This window comes from Sphingomonas immobilis (assembly GCF_030580995.1).
GTDB lineage: Bacteria > Pseudomonadota > Alphaproteobacteria > Sphingomonadales > Sphingomonadaceae > Sphingomonas > Sphingomonas immobilis.
The window spans coordinates 121,495-141,614 of sequence record NZ_JAUQSZ010000012.1 but is presented as its reverse complement, the minus strand read 5'-3'; the positions used below and the strand labels follow the sequence as shown (position 1 = coordinate 141,614).

The window sequence follows — 20,120 nt, the reverse complement described above, 5'->3', positions numbered from 1 at the left end:
CAACGATGACTGCCGCGCCCGCTCCCGGACCTTCGGTCGTCTTCGACGCGATCGAGAAGCTTTACCCCGGCGGGGCGGTCGGTGTCGCGGGGGTTTCGCTCGAAATCGGAGGTGGCAGCTTCGTCGCGCTGGTCGGCGCGTCGGGATCGGGCAAGTCGACACTGCTCAAGATGGTCAACCGCCTGATCGCGCCGAGCGCCGGGCGCGTGCTGATTGGCGGCGCTGACGTGACGGACGAGCCGGCGCACGCCCTGCGGCGGCGGATAGGCTATGTCTTCCAGAACATCGGCCTGTTCCCGCACATGACGGTGGCGGAGAATATCGCCATCGGTCTGCGCATTTCCGCGCAACAGGCGGGCGGGCGTGTGGTGGAGCTGCTCGATCTCGTCGATCTGCCCCGCGATTTCGCGGGACGGATGCCCGATGCGCTGTCGGGCGGCCAGCGCCAGCGCGTCGGCGTGGCGCGCGCACTGGCCGGGGCACCTGGGCTGATGCTGATGGACGAGCCGTTCGGCGCGCTCGATCCGGTGACGCGCGATCAACTCGGCACCGCGATCCGCGCGCTGCATGACCGGCTTGGGCTCACGACGATCATGGTGACGCACGACATGGCCGAGGCGCTGATCCTCGCCGACCGCGTGCTGGTGATGGCGAAGGGTCGGATCGTCGCCGATGCCACCCCCGCCGCATTGCTGGCGGGCGAGGGCGGCGCGGAGGCCGATGCGCTGGTCGCGGTGCCGCGCGATCAGGCGCGGAAACTCGCGGCGTTGGAGAAAGGCGCGTGAGCCCGTTCCTTGACGCTTTGGGCCGCGCCCCGCCGCTGCTCGCGCAGCATCTGCTGCTAGCGTTCGCGGCGCTGCTGCTGGGGATCGCGGTCAGCCTGCCGCTGGCGGTGTGGTCGGCGCGGCGGCCCGGCGTCGCGCGCGTGACGCTCGGCTTCGCGAGCCTCGTCCAGACGATCCCGAGCCTCGCGCTGCTGGCGCTCTTCTATCCGCTGCTGCTGTCGCTGTCGGCGCTGGTCGGCGGGCGCATCCCCGCGCTCGGCTTCCTGCCGTCGCTGCTCGCGCTGACGCTCTACGCGCTGCTGCCGATCCTCAGGAACGCGGTGACGGGCCTGACCGGGCTCGACCCGGCGATCATCGAAGCGGCGGACGGCGTTGGCATGACGAGCGCGCAGAAGCTGCGGCTGGTCGAGGCCCCGCTCGTCGCGCCGGTGGTGATGGCGGGCATCCGCACCGCCGCCGTCTGGACGATCGGCGCGGCAACGCTTTCCACCACGGTCGGCCAGCCGAGCCTCGGCGACATGATCTTCGCTGGCCTCCAGACGCAGAACTGGGCACTGGTGCTGGCGGGCTGCTTCTGCGCGGCGGCGCTGGCGCTGGCGGTCGATGCTTTGCTCGGCCTGATCGAACACGGCATCGCCGCGCGCAAGAAACTGCGCGTCTGGGCGGCGACCGGGCTGCTGGCGCTCGGTGTCGTCGTGGCGCTCGCACCGCTCTGGGCGAGCGGCGGGAACCGCATCGTGATCGGCTCGAAGAGCTTTTCCGAGCAATATATCCTCTCGCGCGTCATCGGCCACCGGCTGGAAGCGGCGGGCTATGCGGTCGAATATCGCGAGGGGCTCGGTTCGGGCGTCGCGTTCGGCGCGGTCTCGTCGGGCGATGTCGATGTCTATGTCGACTATTCGGGCACGATCTGGACCAACGAGATGAAGCGCACCGACGTGCCGCCGCGCGCCGCCATCGTCGCGGGCGTGCGCGACTGGGCGGCAAAGGCGCGGGGCGTGACATTGCTCGGCACGCTCGGGTTCGAGAACGCCTATGCCTTCGCGATGCGCGGCGACGATGCGAAGCGGCGCGGCATCAGGACGATCGAGGATCTTGCCCCGCAAGCACCGAAGCTGCGCCTCGCCACCGATATCGAATTCCTCGAACGTCCCGAATGGGCGGCGGTGAAACGCGCCTACGGTCTCACGTTCGCCGAGGCGCATCCCTACCAGCCGACCTTCATGTACAAGGCGCTGACCAGTGGTGCGGCGGATGTGATCCCGGCCTTCTCCTCCGACGGGCGGATCGCGGCGGAGAAGCTCGCGGTGCTGGCCGATCCGCGCGGCGCGATCCCGGGCTACGACGCCATCCTGCTGCTCGCGCCGAAACACGCGAAAGACGCGCGCTTTCAGGCGGCACTGAAGCCGTTGCTCGGGCGCATCGACGTAGCGGCAATGCGCGAGGCGAACTATCTGGTCGATCGCGACGCCGGAAAGACATCGCCCGAAGACGCCGCTCGCTGGCTCGAGAAACGGATCGGGTTGGAGAGATAGGCGCTAGTCGCCGATGATCCCGCGCGCCACCGCCAGCAACTTGTCCGCATGGGCGCGCGCGGTCGCGGCGTTCCCGGCGATCGATCGGATCGTCAAAAGGTCGCTGTCGCGCAGTACCACCGCCGTCGCCCCCGCGTGATCGCCCATCGGATAGGCGGTGATCCAGCCGATCGCAGGTGCGACGTCCAAGGCGACGAGGCGGCAGGCGGGCTCACGCTCCCGGCAAAGCGCCTCCATCCGCGCGATTTTTGTCTCGCCGCTGCGGATGCGCTGCTCCGTGCCGTCGGTCTGGCGGCCGATCAGCACGTCGATGATCGGAGCGCCCGCGCAGCTCGGACAGGTCAGCGTCACTCGCGTCGGCTCGGCCCGCTCGACGAAGCCGTCGCCGAGCGCCTTTTGCAGATCGGTCGCGACGGTCGTCAGGTCGTGTACCGCGAAACCCTCCGCCTGCGCCGGCACCGGCAGAAGCAGCAGCGCGGCGGCGATCAGCGCGCGCACGTCAGGCCCGCATCGCCGTGACGAAATAGTCCATGCTCAGATCGTCCGACAGCACGAAGCCCCTGGCCAGCGAAAAGCCCAGACCGCGCGTGTCGATCACGGTCAGGCCGGCATCGGCCAGCAATTCGGTCAGCGCTTCGGGCTTGAGGAACTTGTGCCAGTCGTGCGTGCCCTTCGGGATCTGCCCCAGCCCCTCGCCGAGCGTGATCATCGCGAGGTGCGATTTCAGTGTGCGATTGGGGGTGGAGAGTATCATCAAACCGCCCGGCGCCAACGCGCCCGCGAGTCCGGCGGCGAACGCGCCCGGATCGGTGACGTGCTCGATCACCTCCATCGACGTGACGAGGTCGAACGCCTCGCCTCCCAGCGCATCGACGCTGCCCGCGCGGTAGTCGATCGCCAGCCCCGACAGCGCTGCATGTGCGCGCGCGGCGGCGATGTTCTCCGGGGCGGCATCCACCCCCGTCACCGCCGCGCCGAGCCGCGCGAGCGGTTCGCACAACAGCCCCGCGCCGCATCCGGCATCGAGCGCGCGCTTGCCGGCGAGCGGCGTGAAGCTCGCGGGATCATCGCCCCAATGCTCGTCGATCCGCTCGCGTAGATACGTCAACCGCACCGGGTTCAATCGGTGGAGCATCGCCGAGGAGCCCTTCGGGTTCCACCAGTCCTCCGCGAGACCGCCGAAATGCGCGGCTTCCTGCGGGTCTATCGTCGTGCTTGCCATCGCCATGCGGCGTTCCTATCAGGACGCCCCGTTTACCCCAAGGACTTCCGACAGCTCCCATGGCCCGCATCGTGATGAAATTCGGCGGCACCTCGATGGCCGGGATGGAGCGCATCCGCTCGGTGGCGGCGCGGGTGAAGCGCGAGGTCGAGGCGGGCAATCAGGTCGCGGTCGTCGTCTCGGCGATGGCGGGCGAGACCGACCGGTTGGTCGGCTTCTGCCGCGAGGCGTCGTCGCTCTACGATCCCAAGGAATATGACGTCGTCGTCTCGGCCGGCGAGCAGATCACCTCCGGTCTGCTCGCGATCGCGCTGCAGGCGGCGGGCGTGCCGGCGCGGAGCTGGCTGGGTTGGCAACTGCCGATCCACACGTCGGATGCGCACGCTTCCGCGCGGATCGGCGACATCGACACCGGCGCGCTCAACGAAAGTCTTGAGCGCGGCGAAGTGGCCGTGATCCCCGGCTTCCAGGGGCTCGCTCCCGGCAACCGCGTCACCACGCTCGGCCGTGGCGGTTCCGATACCTCGGCGGTCGCGGTGGCGGCGGCGATGAAGGCGGATCGCTGCGACATCTACACCGATGTCGATGGCGTCTACACGACCGACCCGCGCATCGTGCCGCGCGCGCGCAAATTGAAGCGCGTGACCTATGAGGAAATGCTCGAGCTCGCCAGCGTCGGCGCCAAGGTGCTGCAGACGCGCTCGGTGGGCCTCGCGATGAAGGAAAACGTCCGCGTCCAGGTACTCTCGTCCTTTACCGGCGAGGATGCACCCATGGCGGATACATTGCCCGGCACGATGATCGTGGGGGAAGAGGAGATCGAAGACGTGGAACGCCAGCTCATCACCGGCATCGCGCACGACAAGAACGAGGCCAAGATCACGCTGACGGCGGTGCCCGACACGCCCGGCGCGGTGGCGGCGATCTTCGAGCCGCTGGCGGGCGCCAGCATCAACGTCGACATGATCATCCAGAACATCGCCCACAACGCGGGCTCGACCGACGTGACCTTCACGGTGCCGGCCGCGGATCTGGCGCGCTCGATCGAGGCGCTCAATCAGGCGCGCGGCAAGATCGGCTTCGGCGAGCTGGTCCACGATACGCGCGTCGCCAAGATCTCGGTGGTGGGCGTGGGGATGCGCAGCCATGCTGGCGTCGCGAGCACGATGTTCACGACGCTCGGCGCGCGCGGCATCAACATCCAGGCGATCTCGACCAGCGAGATCAAGGTCAGCGTGCTGATCCACGAGGATGAGACCGAACTCGCGGTGCGCGTGCTGCACACCGCCTACGGGCTGGACGCGGAAGACGCGGCTTAACGGACAATCCTTCCCCTGGCGGGGGAGGATTTTCAGGATCAAATCGCCGACGAACCCTTCACGTCGGGCGCGGCCTGCGATGAGGTATAGACCGGCGCGGTCGCGTCCTGCCTGTTCACGAACTGCTCTGCGGCGAGGCGGGCGGCGGCGCGGGCGATCAGCTCGCTCGCGGTCAGCGCGGGCTTGTCGCCGACGCGCGCGGCGGCATCGGCCTGGATCGCGGCGGTCGCTTCGGGTTGGCTGGCGACGGCCGCCTGATAGAGCGCATACATCGACGGGCTCGTGTCGGCCCCGCTCGTCATCGCAGCGGCGGCGCGCGTCGCGCTTTCCGGCAGCTCGACGGGCGCAGGCGTGCTGCGGATCGCGGTGGCGATCCGTTGCGATGGGCTCGCGGTACTCGTCGCGGCAGCCGGAACCGGCGTGACCACAGGGACCACGCGCGAAACGATCGGCGAGCTGGCCGCGACGCTTTCTAGCGTCATGGACATGGTCTTCTCCGAAAACTCTTGAGACCGCTATCGCACGGCAAGTTTTGCCGGAGTGCCAACGAACAGGTTTAGCGCGCGCTTAAGCATGAAATCCTGCGGCGGCCGTCGCGGGGCGGGGAGGCAGGAGCGGCTCCTGTACCCGGCGTTGGTTTCCCATTGGTTACCGCGCTCGGTACGCCGGTACACAGGATGTATTTTCTATCCGCCAGAAACATTCTAGGGGCTGGCGATGGACGACAGATCACAGACCGGCGCAGGCCGCCTCGCCCGCCACATGCACCGCGGCGCATCCTTCCTCGGCAGCGAGGTCGCGATCCTCTGCGGCGCGATGTCATGGGTGTCGGAACGCAACCTCGTCGCCGCCATGTCGAACGCGGGCGGCTTCGGGCTGATCGCGTGCGGCGCGATGACGCCCGAGCTGCTCGATGCCGAGATCGCCGCAACCAAAAAGCTCACCGACAAGCCGTTCGGCGTCAACCTCATCACCATGCACCCGCTGCTGATGGATCTGATCGCGGTCTGCGCGAAGCACCAGGTCGGCCATGTCGTGCTGGCGGGCGGCCTCCCGCCGGCGGGCAGCCTCGATGCGATCAAGGGATCGGGCGCCAAACTGATCTGCTTTGCGCCCGCGCTCAGTCTCGCCAAGAAACTGATCCGCTCGGGCGTCGACGCGCTCGTCGTCGAGGGGATGGAGGCGGGCGGCCATATCGGCCCGGTTTCGACCAGCGTGCTCGCGCAGGAAATTCTGCCGGAAGTGGCGGAAGCAGTGCCGGTGTTCGTCGCCGGCGGCATCGGCCGCGGCGAGGCGATCGCGGCCTATCTGGAGATGGGCGCGGCCGGCGTGCAGCTCGGCACGCGTTTCGTCTGCGCGACCGAATCGATCGCGCACGCCAATTTCAAGAAGGCGTTCCTGCGCGCCTCGGCCCGTGATGCCGTCGCGAGCGTGCAGATCGACCCGCGCCTGCCCGTCATCCCGGTGCGCGCGCTGAAGAACGCCAGTTCCGAACTCTTCACCGCCAAGCAGCGCGAAGTCGCCGCCGCGCTGGACGAGGGCACGGTCGCGATGGGCGAGGCGCAGTTGCAGATCGAGCATTACTGGGCCGGCGCTCTGCGCCGTGCGGTGATCGACGGCGACGTCGAGCATGGCAGCCTGATGGCAGGCCAGTCGGTCGGCATGGTGACGAAGGAAGAACCCGTCGCGGAGATCATCGCGGTGCTGATGGCCGAAGCCGCGGCGGCGTTCGAGAAGCGCGTGGCCTGAGGCTCGTAACGGGTTACGTACTAACAGCGTGAACGCGCGATTCACCGTGTCACGTCACCGCGGCTTAGCCCCGCGACGGCGACTATCCCCCTGCCTTTTTAGGGGGTTAGTTCGATGTTGCGTATCCTCGCGCCGCTCCTCGCGGCCGCCTTTCTCTCGTCCGGCGCACAGGCGCAGTCCCGCTTCGAAGAGGATGCGCCGACCCTCCCCGAGGGTTTCTCCGAAAGCTTCGTCCCGCCCGCGCGCGACATGACCGGCGCGTATCTCACCCCCAACCGCGCGCTCACGCCCGAACAGGCGGCGTGGCACCTGCGCGTCGCGCTCAACGTGGCGGCGCTCGGCTGCCGGGGCGAGGAGCGTGAGGCGGTCGTCGCGGGCTACAACCGGATGCTCGAGGCCAAGCGCGCCCCGCTCGCCGCCGCCGCGAGCGCGGTCGAGGCGAAATACCGCGCGGTCGCGGGCGCGCGCTGGCAGGCGGCGAACGACGATGCGATGACGCGGCTCTACAATTTCTTCGCGCTGCCGCCCGCACAGCGCGCCTTCTGCGCCGCCGCACGCGATGTGATCGCCGAGGCTGAGAGTGTCGCACCCGAACGCTTCACTGACTATGCGGCGGCCGCGCTGCCCCGGATCGAAGCGCCGTTCCTCGTCAGCTTTGCGACATTCGATGCGTACCGCGACACCAGGCGCGTCTGGGCCACGCATCGCAGCACGACGCCCGCCGTCCCGCGCATCGAACTGGCGTCAATGATGAGCATCGCCCCCGGCGAGAAATGATGGCGTCAGCTTTGCCACCACGGGCACGCTCGGCTAGGGCGTCCCGATGGCCGCAGACGCGCTCGATTGCCCGACCGGGGGCCGGATCGCCGATGGCGAGCACCGCTTCCCCTTGCGCGTCTATTTCGAGGACACCGATTTCTCGGGTGCGGTCTATCACGCCAATTATCTGAACTTCATGGAACGTGCGCGCAGCGACATGCTCCGCGTCGCCGGCATCGACCAACGCGCGGCGTATGAGGCGGGCGAGGGCAGTTATGTCGTCTCCGCGCTCGCCATCCGCTACCTGCGCCCGGCGCGCTTCGACGATACGCTCGTCGTCCATTCGCGCCCCACGCAGGTGCGCGCCGCCGCCGTTCATATTCAGCAACGAGTCATGCGCGGGCGGGAAAGCCTTGCCGAGGCCGACGTGACCGTCGCCTTCGTCGCGCCGTCCGGCCGGCCGAAGCGCATGTCGGCGGCGTGGACCGAAATCTTCGGGCGCGTGTTCGCCATCCATGCCCAACAGGGAGAAAGCCCCGCGTGAACCTGTTCCTCAATACCGACGCCGCGACGATGTCGCCGATCGCCTTGTTCCTCCAGGCCGACTGGGTGGTGAAGATCGTGATGATCGGCCTGCTGCTCGCCAGCGTGTGGACCTGGGCGATCATCATCGGCTTCTTCGTCAGGCTCGGCGGGCTGCGGCGCAAGACGCTGCGCTTCGAAACCGCCTTCTGGAAGGCCGAGGATATCGACGCCTTCCACCGCATCGAGGGCGAGAGCGACCTGCCGATCGCGCGTGTGTTCGCAGCGGGCGTCAAGGAATGGCGGCGCTCCACTGTGGGGGGCTCGGTCGATCGCGGGGGAACCCGCGAGCGGCTGGCGACGGCGATGGGCGCTGCTGTCGCGAACGAGATCGACACGCTGGCGGATCGGCTCAACGTGCTGGCGACGGTCGGCTCGGTCGCGCCGTTCGTCGGGCTGTTCGGCACCGTCTGGGGCATCATGCGCAGCTTCACCGGCATTGCATCGGCACAGAACACGTCGCTGGCGGTGGTGGCACCGGGCATCGCCGAGGCCTTGTTCGCGACCGCGATCGGGCTGTTCGCGGCGATCCCCGCCGTCATCGCCTACAATCGCTTCAGCCACGGCATCAACCGTATCGAGGCGCGGCTCAACCGCTTCGCCGACGGTTTTCACGCGACGCTCTCGCGCCAGCTCGAGTCCGGGCGCTAGGCGGTGTCGATCAACCTTCCCTCGCAGCGCGGGCGTGGGCGGCGCGCGCCGATGGCGGAGATCAACGTCACGCCGCTGGTCGACGTGATGCTGGTGCTGCTCATCATCTTCATGGTGACGGCTCCGTTGCTGACGGCGGGCGTGCCCGTCGACCTGCCCGACAGCCGCGCCAAGCCGCTCGATCAGGATCAGCAGCCGGTGCAGATCTCGATCGAGCGCGACGGCAAGATGTACGTCGACAAGGACGAGGTCAGCGAGGAGACTTTGCCCGACGTGCTGGAGCAGCTCGCCAAGAAGACGGATCAGGGCAAGCCGCCGCAGATCTTCCTGCGCGCCGACAAGGGTCTCGATTACGGTCGGGTGATGAGCGTGATGGGCGAGCTCAACCGTGCCGGCCTCAACCGCGTCGCGCTGGTGACGGTCGGCAAGGACGAGAAGTGATCGGGCTGGTTTGATGCAGCGCGCGGAGAAGATCGGGATCGGCGTCGCGCTGGCGGCGCATGTCGGCTTGTTCTGGCTGCTGTCGCTCGGCCGCACGCCGCCGCCCGACCCCAAGCTCTACGCGCCCAAGCCGATCGAGGTATCGCTGGCGAAGGACGTCGCGCTCGAACAATCCGCGCCGAAGGCGCCCGAGCCGCCCTCGCAGTCCGCCGGTCCCGAACAGGGCCCGCCGGAGGAATCGCCGCCGCCCGCGCCGCAGCCCAAGCCCGAACCCGCGCCGGAACCCAAGCCCGAACCGAAACCCGCGCCGCCCAAGCCGGTCGCCAAGCCTGTGCCCAAGCCCGAGGCGGTCCCTCCGCCCAAACCAAAGCCTGCGCCCAAGAAGCCGGAGCCGCCCAAGAAACCTGCACCCGCGAAGCCGGCCGACGCCAAGCCGACCAAGGCCCCCGCCAAGCCGGCGCAGGCCAAGTCGTCCAACCTAGATTCGGTCATCAAGGGCATCGGCAGCAGCCCGGCCGCCAAGCCCGGCAAGAAACCCAACGCGCAGAACCTCGCCGACCTCGTCAGCGACGGCAAGAGCGCGAGCCCGTCAAAATCGAAGCCCAACGCCGCCGCCCCCGGCGCGACGATGACGGCCAGGGCGGCCGCCGATATCGGCTCCGCGATCAAACGGCAGGTGCAGCCCTGCGCTGACCGGCAGGTGAAGCCCGGCCCCGGTGCGGAGCGCATCCGCGTGACGATTCGCCTTCAGCTCAACCCCGATGGGTCGCTGAAGGCGCGGCCGGCCATCACCGGCCATACCGGCGTCGATGATGAGAACGATCGCTATGTCGATGCGGTCGATCGCGCGGCGATCGCGGCGTTTTCGGGTTGCGCACCGCTTCGCGACCTGCCGTCCGAGCTGTACAGCGTGCCGAATGGCTGGAGCACGTTCAGCCTGCGTTACAATTTGCCCGGCTGAGGTGAACCCGATGCGAAAGACCCTCCTTACGATCCTGCTCGCGCTTTCGGCGACCGCCGCGCACGCGCAGCAGCCGCCCGCGCCGACGTCGGCACCCGCGCCCGGCGCGCCCGCGCCGTCGGGCCAGCAATCGGGCGAGCTCGTCGTCGATGTCGAGGGCGGCCAGTCCGCTCCGCTCGGCATCGCCATCCCCGTCATGCCGACCAGTGCCGTCGTCAGCACGCCGGCGGGTCCGACCGACCAGCTCGGGGCACAGCTCACGCAGATCGTGACGAACGACCTCAAGAGCTCGGGCCTGTTCAACCCCTCCGCGCCGTCCGCGCTGAAGGCGGTGCCCTATCCCGAAGTCACCGCGCCGACCTTCGACTATTGGGCGGGTGCGGGCGCCTCGGCGCTGGTGCAGGGCTTCGTCAAGGCTAACGGCGACGGCACGCTGACGGTCGGCTGTTACCTCTACGATATCGCCGCGCGTACCGAACTGATCCGGCAGGGCTTCGTCGTGCCGCCCTCCGACTGGCGGCGCGCGGGCCACAAATGTGCCGACATGGTCTATACCAAGCTGACCGGCGAGGGCCCCTATTTCGACAGCCGCGTCGTCTATGTGTCGGAGACGGGCCCCAAGGGCCGCCGCATCAAGCGCCTCGCGATCATGGATCAGGACGGCGCGAACCACCGCTTCCTGACGAACGGCCAGTCGATCGTGTTGACCCCGCGCCTCACGCCCGACCAGCGCAGCATCGTCTACATGAGCTATGTCGCGGACCGTGCCGGCGGCCTCGATCGCCCCGCGATCTACGTCTACGATCTCGCTTCCAGCCGCCAGCGCCTGCTGGTCCCCGCAGCCAATCTAACCTTTGCGCCGCGCGTCTCGCCCGACGGCAAGTGGGTTTTGTTCTCGAAGGCGGTGGCGGGCGCGACCAACATCTACCGCGTGCCCTTCGCCGGCGGCGACGCGCAGAAGCTGACCGACACGCCCGGCATCGACACCGGCGGCAGCTATTCGCCCGACGGCACCCGCATCGTCTTCGAAAGCGACCGCTCCGGCGGGCAACAGCTCTACGTGATGAACGCTGATGGCACGCAGCAGAAGCGCATCAGCTTCGGCGGCGGGCGCTACGCCACGCCGGTGTGGAGCCCGCGCGGCAATCTCATCGCCTTCACCAAGATGGCGGGCAATTTCCGCATCGGCGTCGTCAGCCCGGCGGGCGGCAACGAGCAGCTCCTGACCAACGACTGGCAGGACGAGGGGCCGAGCTGGTCGCCCAACGGCCGCGTGCTGATGTTCTTCCGCTCGGGGCGCGGCGGCGGCGGCACCGCTGATCTGTGGTCGGTCGACCTCACCGGCGTCAACGAGCGCAAGCTCGCCACCCCGCTCGATGGATCCGATCCCGCCTGGGGACCGTTACGCCCCTGAACCGACTCGACCTATTCGAAAAGGAGACGCCAGATGGCCAGACTGACCACCACTCTCACCGTTGCCGTAGCGCTCATCGCGGTGGCCGGTTGCGCGAAGAAGCCGCCCGCCGATCTTCCGCCGCCCCCCGGCAACTCCGGCCCCGGCCCCGGTAGCGGTGACGGCAACATCGTCCCCGGCTCGCGCGCCGATTTCGAACGGTCGGTCACCAGCAACACGATCCACTTCGCGCTCGATCAGTATGACATCAACGCCGAATCGCGTGCCATCCTCGACAGCCAGGCGACGTGGCTCGCCCGCTACCCGAACGTCGCCGTCAGCCTGGAGGGCCATGCCGACGAACGCGGCACCCGCGAATACAATCTCGCGCTCGGCGATCGCCGCGCCAATTCCGCCAAGAACTATCTCGCGGCGCGGGGCGTGAACCCGGCGCGCATCTCGACGATCAGCTACGGCAAGGAACGCCCAATCGCGTTGGGCTCGGACGAGCAGGCCTGGGCGCAGAACCGCCGCGCGGTGACGATCGTCCTGAACTGACACCCCGCCCCTTGGGGTCGCGAAAGGCGCGGGAGGGCAACCTCCCGCGCCTTTTTCATGCCCGTCGCCCGGCCTCCGTTGGGGCGACGTATTCATTCCGCTTGCGCATCCATTCCAACCGATATAAATATGATATCATATTAACGGGAGAAACCAATGTCCGAGTCGGATACCAACATCGCCCTCACGCTGTCGCGTGAACGGCCGGCACGCACGTCGAGCGGGTACATCATGCTGCTGGTGATGCTGGGCGCGCTGCTCGCCGGCATCTACGGCGGGGCGATCCTGTCCGAGGATCCGGTGCTGGCGGGCACGCTCATCACGATCGCGGCGATCGTCTTTCTCTTCGTGACGTGCGGCTTCTACATGCTGCAGCCCAATCAGGCGGTCGCGATCACCCTGTTCGGCTCGTATCAGGGCACCGATCGCAACACCGGCCTGCGCTGGCTGCTGCCGTGGCTCGGCCACAAGAAGATCTCGGTGCGCGCCAACAACATGATTTCGGACCGGATCAAGGTCAACGATCTGCGCGGCAACCCGATCGAGATGGCTGCTCAGGTCGTGTGGCGCGTCACCGACACCGCGCAGGCGTTGTTCGACATCGACGATTACAAGGCCTTCGTCGTCGTCCAGATCGAGGCGGCGGTGCGCACGATCGGCGCGCGCTACCCCTATGACGATTACGAGCATCTCGAAGTGACGCTGCGCGGCAATCACGATCAGGTCAGTGCCGAGTTGCGCGCGGAACTCATCGCGCGGCTGAAGGTCGCGGGCATCACCGTCGACGAATGCGGCTTCACGCATCTCGCTTATGCGCCCGAGATCGCCGGCGCGATGCTGCGCCGTCAGCAGGCGCAGGCGGTGGTGGCCGCGCGGAAAACCCTGGTCGAGGGCGCGGTCGGCATGGTCGAGATGGCGCTGGAGCTGCTCAGCGAGAAGAATGTCGTCGAACTGGACGACGAGCGCCGCGCGGCGATGGTCTCCAACCTGATGGTCGTGCTCTGCGGGGAACGCGACACGCAGCCGGTCGTCAACACCGGATCGCTCTATCAGTAAGGACTCCGGCGTGGCCGCTCCCCCGCAAAAGAAGGCGTTCCCGCTGCGGATCGATCCGGCGCTCTACGCCGCGATCGAGCGCGCGGCGGCGGGCGACTTGCGGAGCGTCAATGCCGAGGTCGAATGTCTGCTGCGCGAGGCGCTCGCGCGGCGCGGGGTGAAGCTGGCGGATCCCGTCCGCGCGAAACGCGGGCGACCGCCCCAGAATCAGACGGCGCAGGAGGATGACGATGGCGAGTGAGGACGAGTGGTTCCAGCCGAAACGCTTCGGTTACGGCGCGGGCCTGCCGATCCGCTGGCAGGGCTGGGCGGTGCTGGCGGCCTATGCCGCCGTGCTGACGGGCGCGGGGCTGTGGCTGCTGCCCCGCCACCACATGCTGCCCTTCTACGGCATCACCGCCGCCGCCACCGCCGCGCTGCTCGTCACCTGCGCCCGCCACACCCGCGGCGGCTGGAAGTGGCGCTCGGGCGGCGAGGACTGACGGCGCGTGGGCGCACTACCCGATCCGGGCGTGGCACTGGCGATTTTCCAGAATTTCGATTAGCTTAGCCGCGCACCGCCGGCAGAGCGGCTGCGCCCTGAGTCGGATGATCGACTTGGTGGCCACGGGCCGCGGATGACTTTCTTGAACGAATTTGTGACGATCTCCCCACCGCGCGCGGTCAGCTCGCTCTCTTCGGTCGCGCTGGCGAGCGTGCTCGATCAGAGCGTCGATTGCGTGAAGCTGGTCGGCCTCGAAGGCGATGTTCAATATATGAACATCAACGGCCTCTGCGCGATGGAGATCGACGACTTCCACCTGATCGCCGGGAAACCCTGGGCCGATCTTTGGCCGGAAGAAGCACGCGCGCTGATCCTCGCGTCCTATCCGCGCGCGAGCGGCGGGGAGACGGTTCGCTTCCGCGCCTTCTGCCCGACCGCGAAGGGTTCGCCGCGCTGGTGGGACGTCACCGTGTCCGCGGTCACCAACGACGACGGCGAACATGCCGGATACCTTTCGGTCTCGCGCGATGCGACGGAAAGCGAGGAAGGCCGGCAAGCCTCGGCGATCGCCACCGCAGAGCTGCGCCACCGGCTGAAGAACACCTACACGATGATCGGCAGCCTGCTGTCCGGCTTCGCGCGCGGCAACGCCCAGCACGAACAATTCGCCAGCGAGATGACCGACCGGCTCGTCGCCCTGAGCCGTGCGCAGGCGCTGTTCGCCAACACCGATGCGCCCTGTCGCATCGATCAGCTTGTCGCCGCGCTGGTGGAGCCGTTCGACAGCGAGCAATGCCCGGTCTCGTTCGATGGCCTGCTGCCGATCGAGGTCGATCAGGGCCGCGCCGATGCCATCGCGCTGGTGATCGGCGAGCTCGCGGTAAATTCCGCGAAGCACGGCGCCTTCCATCACGGCGGCGCGGTGCGGGTGAGTGCGGTCGGCGACGATCGCTCGGTGTCGATCGTCTGGGACGAACGCTGCGATTGCACGATCGAAAGCCACGGCCGCGAAGGCGGGCAGGGCCTGCGCCTGATCGAGCGCATCATGCGCGCGCGTCGCGGGACGATCGCAACCGCATGGCGCGACGACGGTCTGGTCGTGACGCTGACCTTCTTGCTCAGCTGAGGGCGGGCGTCAGCCCAAAGCCTCGTCCAGCAGCCGCGCCAGCCTCAGCCCGCCGCGCTCGACCTCGAGTTTGGCCGCAGGCACCAGCTTCGCGATCGTCGCATTGTCGAGTTCGACATGCGGCGGCGTCGGCACGCAGGGGTCGCCGCCGAGCGCCGCCGTGTAGGCCACGTCGTGCGCCACCTGCCAGCTCTCGCGGCTCCAGTCGGTCACGCTGCCCGCGGCCACCTTGGCGCGCACCGCCGCCGGATAGCGCCGCACCAGCGATGGCCCGGTCGTGATCGCGCGCTCCGCCAGCAGCCCGTCCCAGATCGAATGGAGGTTGAGCCGCGGCGGCGCGTAATCGCCGTACCCCGCCTTCACGTCGTTGCCGCCCTTGTCGGTCTTGTCGCCGGCATGGAGCGGCTGGTGCAGATCGCCGACGAAATGGATGAGGAAAGCGAGCGCCATGACGCGCTCCTTCGCCGGCGTGGCGCGGTCGCGTAGCAGCTTCACGTCGCGCTCGATCTGCGTGGACACGCAATTGCCGTCCTTGCAGGCGGGCGTCAGGTCGAAATCGTGGCAGATGTCGACGTTCTGGTAATGCCAGGAAAAGGCATAGCCGAAGCGCGACTGGCCGTTCGCATCCTTCAGCGGCTTGATGCAATCGGCCCAGACGCTTGCCGATTCGATCGTGTCGGCCTTGCACTCAGGCGTACCCAGCAGCCGCGACTGCGCGAGCAGCCGCCGCACCCCGGCGCGCGCCTTGGGCGTGATGTTGGCATAGGCGATTTTCGCGACGGTCTCGTGGCCGAACTCCCAATAGGCGGCGGCGGGGGAAGCGGTGGCGGCGAGCGCGACTGCGGCGGCGGGGAGGAGGGCGCGAATCATGCGACCCTCATATCGCCCTCAAACCCGTTCGTCCTGAGCGAAGTCGAAGGACGTGCCACAGGCGCTGCGTCTCGGTCATGTCCTTCGACTTCGCTCAGGACGAACGGTGGCCTATTCGTCGTCGTAGATCGCGATCTCGCGCGCGCCGTCCGCCGCAAGGCGCGCGCGGTACATGCCCCGCGTCGTGAACGACCACAGCAGCTCGCCCGCCGGTGTCGCGACGATCACCCCGCCCGATCCGCCGAGCCCCTTGATCTCCGCCATCACCCCGTCCGCCGCCGGGCGCGCGGCCTCGCCGCCCAGCCGCATCCGCGCGGCAATCTCGTGCGCGCAGGCGCTGCGGATGAAGAACTCGCCCGATCCGGTGGCGGAGACGGCGCAGGCGCGGTCGTCGGCATAGGTGCCCGCGCCGATCAGCGGCGAATCGCCGATCCGGCCCCAGCGTTTGCCGGTGACGCCGCCGGTCGAGGTCGCCGCCGCGACATGGCCCGCCGCATCGCAGGCTACCGCGCCGACCGTGCCGAACTTCATCTCGATATCGAACGCGCCGTCCTTGCGGTTGCGCATTTCCTCGAGTTGCGCTGCGCGCTCGGGCAGGATCAGCCAGTCCTGCGTCGTCTGTTCGATATCGTGCGCGCGGGCGAAGGCATCCGCGCCGCTCCCGCCGAGCAGGACGTGCGGGCTCCGTTCCATCACCGCGCGGGCGAGGCTGACAGGGTGCCGCGTCGCGGTGACGCCGGCCACCGCGCCGGCCTTGCGTTCCGCGCCCTCCATGATCGCGGCGTCGAGTTCCGCCACGCCCTCGAAGCTCAGCGCCGCCCCGCGCCCGGCGTTGAAATGCGGATCGTCCTCCAGCACGCGCACCGCCGCCTCGACCGCGTCGAGCGCCGCGCCACCGCCCGCCAGCACCGCCGCCCCGGCATCGAGCGCGCGGCCGAGCGCCGCACGCGCGCCCGCGTCGGCGTCGGGCAAAATCCGCTCGCGAGTCATGCCGCCCGCGCCACCGTGGATCGCCAAAGCCCAGCTCATGCCGTCACCTTCCGTGGTTTCGCGCGCAGCCCGATCAGCGGCCGCAGCCAGCCGATCTCGCGCCCGATCAGATAGAAGCCCCAGCACCCCGCCACCGTCGCGGGCACCAGTACGAGAAACTCGACCAGCGGCCCGGCGCGCAACGGCAGCAGCCAGAACTCGACCAGCACGATCACCGTCTGATGGATGATGTAGAAGGGGAACACCGCCTCGGTCAGTACCGGCCGCCAGCGGTTGTCGTAATTCCAGTACCGATCCGCGATCCCAATCAAGGCGATCACCGAGCACCAGCCATGCAGCACGCGCGCCACGGCGAAGGTCGTGCCCCACGGCCAGCCCGGCATCGCGCTGCCCGGCCACGTCCATTCGATCCCCGCGACGACGACGTACGCGATCAACGCCACGCCGAGCGCCGCCTTCCACCACCGCGCGATCGCCGCCATCGCGCGCTCCGATCCCGCCAGCCCGAAGCCGAACAGGAAAGCCGGCAGGTAATGCAGGTGCGCGATCGTATCGTGCAGCGGATCGTGCGTCTCGCTCGCGCCGGGCAGCAGCATGTCGGTCGAGATCAGCCAGGCGATCGGCAGCAGCACCACGAGACCCGTCCCGAACAGTGCGTCGAACACGCGCTGCAGCCGCGCCCAGCCCAGCAGCGCGATCAGCACTGTCAGCACCAACGTGTAGAACCACAGGTAGCCGACGAACCACAGATGCTGCCAGGTCGGCAGCGCGATCCCCTTCAGCCGGTGAAAGCCGAAGAAGTCGTGCAGCCAGAACCAGCCGAAGCCGTGCGGGTAATGATATTTGACGACCAGCTCGATCCACGGCTGCACCGGCACCACCACGATGATGCCGAACAGCAGGGGGATCAGCAGCCGCTTGCTGCGCGATCCGATAAACCCCGCCAGCCCGGTCCCCTTGGAAAACAACGCCCGGCTGGCATAGCCCGAGATCACGAACAGCAGCATCAGCCGCCAGCTGTTCGCCGCCATCATCGGGATCGCGACCCAGCTCATCGGGTGCGCGGTCTTCACATGGAAATCCCACGGCACGAACACCATGCCGATATGGTAGAAGATCAACAGGCCGAACGCGCCGATCCGCAGCCAGTCCATGCCGAAATGCCGTTTCATCCTCGCGCTCTAAAGCCGGATGCTGCGTCGCGCCACCTTTTCAGAATCGGTTCAGGCACGCCGACAGACATGATAGAGGCGCGCACGAAAGGGGTGAGCATGCGGTTGCGGTGGATCGGTCTGGGATTGGCGGTGGCTGCGCTCGGTGCGGCGCCGGCGCTGCCGCAGTCCGGCGCGTCCACGCTCTCGCGCTGGGTTCACGCCGGTTTCGCCGCGTTCCAGTCCACCGGGCCGACCGGCAATTACGAGCCGCCCGCGACGCCGTTCGATCCGGCGCGCAGCCCGCCGCCGCCCAATTACGCCAGCCGCACCGAATGGGTCGCGCTGCCCGACAGCCGCGATCCCGCCGACGATACGCCGCCGGGCGTCCTGCCGGTCAATCAGGCACGCGCGAAGGTCGGCGTGTTCTTTCTCTACCCCACGGTGTTCACCAGCGATCAGGAATGGAACGCCGACACGCGCGATGCCGATCTCAACGCGCGCATCGCCGGCACGACGATCCGCAATCAGGCGAGCGTGTTCAACGGGTGCTGCGCGATCTACGCCCCGCGCTACCGCCAGATGACGCTCGGCGGCTATGTCAAATGGTCGGAGAACAGCGTGCGTGCGACCGAGCTCGCCTATTCGGACGTTTCGCGCGCCTTCCGCCAGTTCCTCGTGTGGAACAAGGGGCGGCCCTTCATCCTCGCCGGGCACAGTCAGGGATCACGGCAGGGCAAGCTCCTCATCGAGCGCGAGATCGACGGCAAGCCGCTCGCCCGGCGGATGGTCGCGGCCTATCTGCTCGGCAACTGGCTGGAGAGCGACTGGTTCGCGAAGCTGCGCGACGTCCACCCCTGCACCCGCGCCGGCGATACCGGCTGCGTCGTCGGCTGGTCGACCTACGGTGAGGGCCGCAACGCCGCCTTGCAGCGCGTATTCGTCGGCCGCCAGTCGGGCTTCGCACCCGAACCACCGGGGCGGCGCTTCCACTGCATCAATCCGCTGAGCTGGTCGACGGGGCCCGAGATCGCCGTCAGGACGCTCGACAAGGGCGCATGGCTGCATGGGGGCGGCACGACGCCGCGCCCGATCGAACCGGCGATGGTCTCCGCGCGCTGCGACGACGGCGCGCTCTACATCTCGCAACCGGCAAAAGCGTTCGCGGACCTCGTCATCCCGATCGGCAACTACCATAATGTCGACTACAACATCGCGTACATGAACCTGCGCGAAAACGCCTCGGTCCGTGCAACCGCTTTCCTTCGGGCGAACGGTTCACGCGGAGGCGGCAAAGCGTTATAGGCCGCACGAAGTGTAAGGAATCCCCAGAATGTCACTACGTCCGTGGCGCGACATCACCCGCCGCAAGAGCCGCCAGATCATGGTCGGCAACGTCCCCGTCGGCGGCGACGCTCCGGTCACCGTGCAGACGATGACCAACACGCCCACCAGCGACCCGAAGGCGACGATCGACCAGATCCGCCGCTGCGAGGATGCCGGCGTCGACATCATCCGCGTGTCCTGCCCGGACGTCGAATCGACCGCCGCGCTGAAGCAGATCGTCCGCGCCAGCCGCGTGCCGATCGTCGCCGACATCCATTTCCACTACAAGCGCGCGCTCGAAGCCGCCGATGCGGGCGCGGCCTGCCTGCGCATCAACCCCGGCAACATCGGCTCGTCGGAGCGCGTGAAGGAAGTCGTCAACGCCGCCAAGGCCAACGGCTGTGCGATCCGCATCGGCGTGAACGCCGGTTCTCTCGAAAAGGATCTGCTCGAGAAATACGGCGAGCCATGCCCCGATGCACTGGTGGAAAGCGCGCTCGATCATATCAAGCTGCTGCAGGATCACGATTTCCACGAATATAAGGTCGCGGTGAAGGCCAGCGACCTGTTCCTCGCGGTCGCCGCCTATCAGCAGCTCGCCGAAGCGGTCGATTGTCCGCTGCACCTCGGCATCACGGAAGCCGGCGGCTTCGTCGGCGGCACGGTCAAGTCGGCGATCGGCATCGGCAGCCTGCTCTGGTACGGCATCGGCGACACTTTGCGTGTCTCGCTCTCGGCCGAACCGGAAGAAGAAGTGCGCGTCGGCTTCGAGATCCTGAAGGCGCTCGGCATCCGCAATCGCGGCGTGCGCGTGGTGTCGTGCCCGTCCTGCGCGCGGCAGGGCTTCGACGTGATTCGCACCGTCGAGGCGCTCGAATCGCGCCTCCAGCACATCCGCACGCCGCTGTCGCTCTCGGTGCTCGGCTGCGTCGTCAACGGTCCCGGCGAAGCGCGCGAAACCGATATCGGCCTCACCGGCGGCGGCAACGGCAAGCACATGGTCTATCTGTCGGGCGTGACCGACCACACCGTCGAGAGCGCCGACATGCTCGATCATATCGTCAAGCTGGTCGAGGCCAAGGCCGCCGAGATCGAGGCGGCGAGCGAGGCCCAGGCGGTCGCCGCCGAATAAGACGGCTCCGGTCGCCGCCGAATAAACCGT

At 68.2% G+C, this 20,120-nt stretch carries 23 protein-coding genes; 17 read left to right on the top strand and 6 right to left on the bottom strand.

What is annotated here, in order from left to right:
* Positions 1 to 5: 5 nt before the first annotated feature.
* Together Q5H94_RS16655 and Q5H94_RS16650 are read left to right on the top strand one after the other, a co-directional pair.
* Entirely contained in the window at positions 6 to 785 is a 780-nt protein-coding gene (locus Q5H94_RS16655) for an ATP-binding cassette domain-containing protein (protein ID WP_304562415.1), read from the top strand.
* The gene (locus Q5H94_RS16650; protein ID WP_304562414.1) at positions 782 to 2,320 is read left to right on the top strand and encodes an ABC transporter permease/substrate-binding protein; all 1,539 of its coding nucleotides are present in this window, start codon (positions 782 to 784) and stop codon (positions 2,318 to 2,320) included. Before Q5H94_RS16655 ends, Q5H94_RS16650 begins: the two co-directional genes overlap by 4 nt.
* A 3-nt stretch (positions 2,321 to 2,323) precedes the next feature.
* On the opposite strand, the gene Q5H94_RS16645 is transcribed toward Q5H94_RS16650, so the two are convergent.
* Complete coding sequence (locus Q5H94_RS16645; RefSeq protein ID WP_304562413.1) at positions 2,324 to 2,818, bottom strand: hypothetical protein; 495 nt, start codon at positions 2,816 to 2,818, stop codon at positions 2,324 to 2,326.
* Between the two features lies 1 nt (position 2,819).
* On the bottom strand, positions 2,820 to 3,542 hold the full coding sequence (ubiG, locus tag Q5H94_RS16640; RefSeq protein ID WP_431312184.1) for a bifunctional 2-polyprenyl-6-hydroxyphenol methylase/3-demethylubiquinol 3-O-methyltransferase UbiG: 723 nt from the start codon (positions 3,540 to 3,542) through the stop codon (positions 2,820 to 2,822).
* Positions 3,543 to 3,601: 59 nt separating this feature from the next.
* Here ubiG and Q5H94_RS16635 point away from each other — a divergent pair, with 59 nt between their 5' ends.
* Entirely contained in the window at positions 3,602 to 4,861 is a 1,260-nt protein-coding gene (locus tag Q5H94_RS16635) for an aspartate kinase (RefSeq protein WP_304562411.1), read from the top strand.
* A 38-nt stretch (positions 4,862 to 4,899) separates the two neighbouring features.
* On the opposite strand, the gene Q5H94_RS16630 is transcribed toward Q5H94_RS16635, so the two are convergent.
* A complete protein-coding gene (locus Q5H94_RS16630) occupies positions 4,900 to 5,349 on the bottom strand; it encodes a hypothetical protein (RefSeq protein ID WP_304562410.1) in 450 nt (149 codons plus the stop codon).
* Positions 5,350 to 5,623: 274 nt separating this feature from the next.
* On the opposite strand from Q5H94_RS16630, the gene Q5H94_RS16625 reads away from it, so the two are divergent.
* The 12 genes from Q5H94_RS16625 (at position 5,624) to Q5H94_RS16570 (ending at position 14,621) form a co-directional block, all read left to right on the top strand.
* Entirely contained in the window at positions 5,624 to 6,610 is a 987-nt protein-coding gene (locus Q5H94_RS16625) for an NAD(P)H-dependent flavin oxidoreductase (protein ID WP_304562467.1), read from the top strand.
* Between the two features lie 114 nt (positions 6,611 to 6,724).
* Positions 6,725 to 7,387, top strand: coding sequence for a hypothetical protein (locus Q5H94_RS16620; protein WP_304562409.1), 663 nt, complete (start codon positions 6,725 to 6,727; stop codon positions 7,385 to 7,387).
* 46 nt (positions 7,388 to 7,433) lie between these two features.
* On the top strand, positions 7,434 to 7,913 hold the full coding sequence (locus Q5H94_RS16615) for a YbgC/FadM family acyl-CoA thioesterase (RefSeq protein WP_304562408.1): 480 nt from the start codon (positions 7,434 to 7,436) through the stop codon (positions 7,911 to 7,913).
* Positions 7,914 to 7,942: 29 nt separating this feature from the next.
* Entirely contained in the window at positions 7,943 to 8,602 is a 660-nt protein-coding gene (gene tolQ, locus Q5H94_RS16610; protein ID WP_304562466.1) for a protein TolQ, read from the top strand.
* Positions 8,603 to 8,605: 3 nt separating this feature from the next.
* Positions 8,606 to 9,043, top strand: a complete 438-nt coding sequence (tolR, locus tag Q5H94_RS16605; RefSeq protein WP_304562407.1) for a protein TolR — start codon at positions 8,606 to 8,608, stop codon at positions 9,041 to 9,043.
* A 13-nt stretch (positions 9,044 to 9,056) separates the two neighbouring features.
* Positions 9,057 to 10,004: a cell envelope biogenesis protein TolA gene (locus Q5H94_RS16600; protein WP_304562406.1), complete on the top strand. Its 948-nt coding sequence runs from the start codon at positions 9,057 to 9,059 to the stop codon at positions 10,002 to 10,004.
* A 10-nt stretch (positions 10,005 to 10,014) separates the two neighbouring features.
* Positions 10,015 to 11,418: a Tol-Pal system beta propeller repeat protein TolB gene (gene tolB / locus Q5H94_RS16595; RefSeq protein WP_304562405.1), complete on the top strand. Its 1,404-nt coding sequence runs from the start codon at positions 10,015 to 10,017 to the stop codon at positions 11,416 to 11,418.
* 33 nt (positions 11,419 to 11,451) lie between these two features.
* On the top strand, positions 11,452 to 11,955 hold the full coding sequence (pal, locus tag Q5H94_RS16590; protein WP_304562404.1) for a peptidoglycan-associated lipoprotein Pal: 504 nt from the start codon (positions 11,452 to 11,454) through the stop codon (positions 11,953 to 11,955).
* Between the two features lie 156 nt (positions 11,956 to 12,111).
* A complete protein-coding gene (locus Q5H94_RS16585) occupies positions 12,112 to 13,011 on the top strand; it encodes an SPFH domain-containing protein (protein ID WP_304562403.1) in 900 nt (299 codons plus the stop codon).
* A 10-nt stretch (positions 13,012 to 13,021) separates the two neighbouring features.
* Positions 13,022 to 13,252, top strand: a complete 231-nt coding sequence (locus tag Q5H94_RS16580; protein WP_304562402.1) for a type II toxin-antitoxin system antitoxin — start codon at positions 13,022 to 13,024, stop codon at positions 13,250 to 13,252.
* Positions 13,242 to 13,493, top strand: coding sequence for a hypothetical protein (locus Q5H94_RS16575; protein ID WP_304562401.1), 252 nt, complete (start codon positions 13,242 to 13,244; stop codon positions 13,491 to 13,493). Before Q5H94_RS16580 ends, Q5H94_RS16575 begins: the two co-directional genes overlap by 11 nt.
* Before the next feature lie 144 nt (positions 13,494 to 13,637).
* Positions 13,638 to 14,621: a PAS domain-containing protein gene (locus Q5H94_RS16570; protein WP_304562400.1), complete on the top strand. Its 984-nt coding sequence runs from the start codon at positions 13,638 to 13,640 to the stop codon at positions 14,619 to 14,621.
* Between the two features lie 9 nt (positions 14,622 to 14,630).
* Here Q5H94_RS16570 and Q5H94_RS16565 read toward each other — a convergent pair whose 3' ends face one another.
* From Q5H94_RS16565 to Q5H94_RS16555, 3 genes are all read right to left on the bottom strand, one after another.
* A complete protein-coding gene (locus tag Q5H94_RS16565) occupies positions 14,631 to 15,491 on the bottom strand; it encodes a S1/P1 nuclease (RefSeq protein ID WP_304562399.1) in 861 nt (286 codons plus the stop codon).
* A 111-nt stretch (positions 15,492 to 15,602) separates the two neighbouring features.
* Positions 15,603 to 16,520, bottom strand: coding sequence for an isoaspartyl peptidase/L-asparaginase family protein (locus Q5H94_RS16560; protein WP_304562398.1), 918 nt, complete (start codon positions 16,518 to 16,520; stop codon positions 15,603 to 15,605).
* On the bottom strand, positions 16,517 to 17,653 hold the full coding sequence (locus tag Q5H94_RS16555; protein WP_304562397.1) for an acyltransferase family protein: 1,137 nt from the start codon (positions 17,651 to 17,653) through the stop codon (positions 16,517 to 16,519). Before Q5H94_RS16555 ends, Q5H94_RS16560 begins: the two co-directional genes overlap by 4 nt.
* A gap of 99 nt (positions 17,654 to 17,752) precedes the next feature.
* On the opposite strand from Q5H94_RS16555, the gene Q5H94_RS16550 reads away from it, so the two are divergent.
* Both Q5H94_RS16550 and ispG read left to right on the top strand, forming a co-directional pair.
* Positions 17,753 to 18,937: a DUF3089 domain-containing protein gene (locus Q5H94_RS16550; RefSeq protein ID WP_304562396.1), complete on the top strand. Its 1,185-nt coding sequence runs from the start codon at positions 17,753 to 17,755 to the stop codon at positions 18,935 to 18,937.
* 28 nt (positions 18,938 to 18,965) lie between these two features.
* The gene (gene ispG, locus Q5H94_RS16545) at positions 18,966 to 20,090 is read left to right on the top strand and encodes a flavodoxin-dependent (E)-4-hydroxy-3-methylbut-2-enyl-diphosphate synthase (RefSeq protein ID WP_304562395.1); all 1,125 of its coding nucleotides are present in this window, start codon (positions 18,966 to 18,968) and stop codon (positions 20,088 to 20,090) included.
* The last annotated feature ends 30 nt before the right edge of the window (positions 20,091 to 20,120 follow it).